2 protein-coding genes are annotated in these 3,127 nt (G+C 74.6%); one reads left to right on the forward strand and one right to left on the reverse strand.

All coding sequences use genetic code 11. The annotated features are described in order from the left end of the window. Positions 1-462 precede the first annotated feature (462 nt). Positions 463-1,575, forward strand: coding sequence for an LLM class flavin-dependent oxidoreductase (locus ACFV0G_RS37605; RefSeq protein ID WP_380557790.1), 1,113 nt, complete (start codon positions 463-465; stop codon positions 1,573-1,575). On the opposite strand, the gene ACFV0G_RS37610 is transcribed toward ACFV0G_RS37605, so the two are convergent. After that, positions 1,576-3,127, reverse strand: a 1,552-nt coding sequence (locus ACFV0G_RS37610; RefSeq protein WP_380557793.1) for a putative bifunctional diguanylate cyclase/phosphodiesterase, incomplete at its 5' end; no start/stop codon positions are given.

Consider the following 3,127-nt stretch of genomic DNA (forward strand, 5'->3'; position numbering starts at 1 on the left):
CCCCGGGGCGCCCCCCCCCCCGCCCCCCCCGGCGGTCGGGGGGGGGGCGGGGGCCCCCCCCGGGGGGGGGGGCCCCCCCCGGGGCCCCCCACGGGTCACACGGAACTGGTCCAGCCCGGTGGCCTTCGTCATGAGCGCGGCCGACTGCACCGCACTGGTGAGCAACTCTGCCAAATCCCTCCATCTGACGCGACCTCAGCGACTGGCGAGTTCCCGCGCTGGCACGAAGTCGCCAGGACGGCCCCGCACGGGCGCGACGGAAGTGGCCCACGAGCAGGAGGTTCGGAAGGAAGGACGGCCCGGGGCCGCCCCAGGAGCCCGACGGTCCGGCCGGACCGTTCCGGCCCGACCGATCCGGCCGGATCGGGAACACGACCCCGTCCGCGGCGGTTGTCCCCCGAGTGTTGGCCCGGGCCGCCCACGCGGCTGCCCGGATGTGCAGGAACCAGGAGGACGGACGACATGACCAGCGAGGACCAGCGAATCGGCGGCGCACACGGTGGCGATGCGTCGACCCCGGGTGACCCCGTTCGCGGCCGGCCTCGCGGGACGGCGCCGGCCCCGCTGTCCATCCTCGACCTGGCCACGGTCGGCGTCGGGTACACCGCCGGTGAGGCGCTCGCCGCCACCGTCGAGCTGGCCCGCGGCGCCGAGGCCTGGGGGTACCACCGCTTCTGGGTGGCCGAGCACCACGGCATGCCCGGCGTGGCCAGCTCCAACCCGGCGGTGCTGCTGGCGCACCTCGGAGCCAACACCCGGACCCTGAGGCTCGGTTCCGGCGGCGTCATGCTGCCCAACCACGCCCCCCTGGCGATCGCCGAGCAGTTCGGCCTGCTGGAGGCGCTGCACCCCGGGCGGATCGACCTCGGTCTCGGGCGAGCCCCGGGCACCGATCCCGCCACCGCCCGCGCGCTGCGACGCGGCCTCGCCGAAGGCGCCGACGACTTCCCGCAGCAGCTGGCCGAGCTCACCCACTTCCTGGACGGCGACTTCCCCGACGGCCACCCGTACGCCCGACTGCGGGCCGTCCCGCAGGGCGACAGCCGGCCGCCGATCTGGCTGCTCGGCTCCTCCGGCTTCAGCGCAAGGCTGGCAGGCACGCTGGGTCTGCCGTTCGCGTTCGCCCACCACTTCAGCGCGGCGAACACCGTGCCGGCGCTCGACCTCTACCGTTCCTCGTTCCGGCCGTCGGCGGTCCTCGACCAGCCCTATGCCCTGATCGGCGTCAGCGCGGTGGCCTCCGACGACAAGGCGGCGGCCCTCCGGCTGGCCCGCTCGGCGGGTCTGGCGATGCTCCGGCTCCGCCAGGGCAGGCCCGGGGCGATACCCACCCCGGACGAGGCGGCCGCGTACCCCTACACCGAGGCCGAGGCGGACTTCCTGTCGGCCTGGCTCGGGAACGTCGTGTACGGGTCTCCCAACGAGGTTGCGGACGGCCTGGAGGCGCTGCGCAAGCGCGTGGGGGCCGACGAGCTCATGGTCACGTCGCACATCCACGGGCACGAGGCGCGCCACCGCTCCTACCGGCTGATCGCCGAGGCCTACGGCCTTGCCCCGGCCGGTGTCCTGGACTGATCAGATCGGTCCGGGGCGCCCGCCGCCGGTGCAGCCCTCGCGCAGCATGTCGGCGACCCGGTCCGCATCGCCCGGGCGGGCGAAGTACCAGCCCTGGGCCGTGTCGCAGCCGGTGAGGCGGAGCCGTTCCGCCTGTGCCGCGTTCTCGATGCCCTCCGCGGTGACCGTCAGGCCGAGCGTGTGGGCGAGCTGCACCATCGCGCCGACGATCTGCTCGTCCGCGTCGCTGCGCCGAGCGATCCGCCGGCCCGCGGTCGGTGCACTGCTCGGGCCCTGACCGGCGTCCGGGCCGACCGGTCCGGTCCGACCGTCGGCAGCCACCCCGGCTCCGGCGGAGGACGTCCCGCCGGCACCGGAGCCGGAGACCGGGGCCGCGTTGACGGAGGCCGGTGTCTTCGGTGCTGACAGGACGGCACCGCCGGCGCCGTTGGCGGCGGGCTCGCGGAAGCCCTCGATGAAGCTCCCGTCGAGCTTGAGGACATGGACGGGCAGCCGGGAGAGATAGGAGAGGTTCGAGTAGCCGGTGCCGAAGTCGTCGATGGCGATCCGGATCCCCATGTCCGCGAGCGCCTGCAGCGCCTGCAGGGGACGCCCGCCCGGACCGAGCAGGGCGCTCTCGGTGATCTCCAGCTGGAGCAGCCGGGGCGGCAGGCCCGTGCGGTCGAGGATGTCCGCGACGTCGGCCACCACGTCCGAGTCCCAGATCTGCCGGGCGGCGAGGTTGACGCTGATGAACGTCTCCATCTCGGGGAACTCCGCCAGCCACTTGCGGGCCTGACGGCACGATTCCTCCAGCACCCACTTCCCGAGCGGCACGATCGCCCCGGACTCCTCCGCGAGCGGGATGAAGCGGTCCGGCGACAGGGTGCCGTAACGGGGGTGGCGCCAGCGGACCAAGGCCTCCGCCCCGTGCACCAGGCCGTCGGCCAGGCCGACCAGGGGCTGGTACTCCACGACGAACTCGCCGCGTTCCAGGGCCGGGCGGAGGGCGGTCGCCAGCCGCTGCCGGGTCAGCTGGTTCGCGCCGCGCGCCGGGTCGTAGAGCGTCCAGCGGGCCCGTCCGTCGGCCTTCGACCAGTAGAGGGTCGAGTCGGCGTCCTTCAGTAGGTCGGTCGGCGAGGTGCCGCCGATGGGGCGCTCGACCACGCCCACGGAGGCGGTGACCACGAGGCGGTGGCCGCCGATCTCGAAGGGGCGTTCCAGGGAGTCGATCAGCCGGGTGGCGAGCGAGGTGACCTGCGAGGCTCCTTGGCTGTCCGTCACCAGCACCGCGAACTCGTCGCCGCCGAGGCGCGCCACCAGCTGACCCTCGGTGTGCCCGAACCCGCTCTCCAGGCGCTCGGCGACCGCCACCAGGAGCTGGTCGCCGATGTGGTGGCCGAGGGTCTCGTTGATCGCGGCGAACCCGTCCAGGTCGACGTAGCAGAGGCCGATCCTGGCCGGCCGCCGGACGGACTCCGCGGCCCCGAGCGTCTCGAGCGCGGTGCTCCGCATCGGCCGGTCCTGAGGAGCGCTCCCGGGAGCGCTCCCGCCGGCGGCGGCGTGGGCTGCC

Source organism: Kitasatospora sp. NPDC059571 (assembly GCF_042735675.1).
In the GTDB taxonomy this organism is placed as follows: Bacteria; Actinomycetota; Actinomycetes; order Streptomycetales; family Streptomycetaceae; genus Kitasatospora.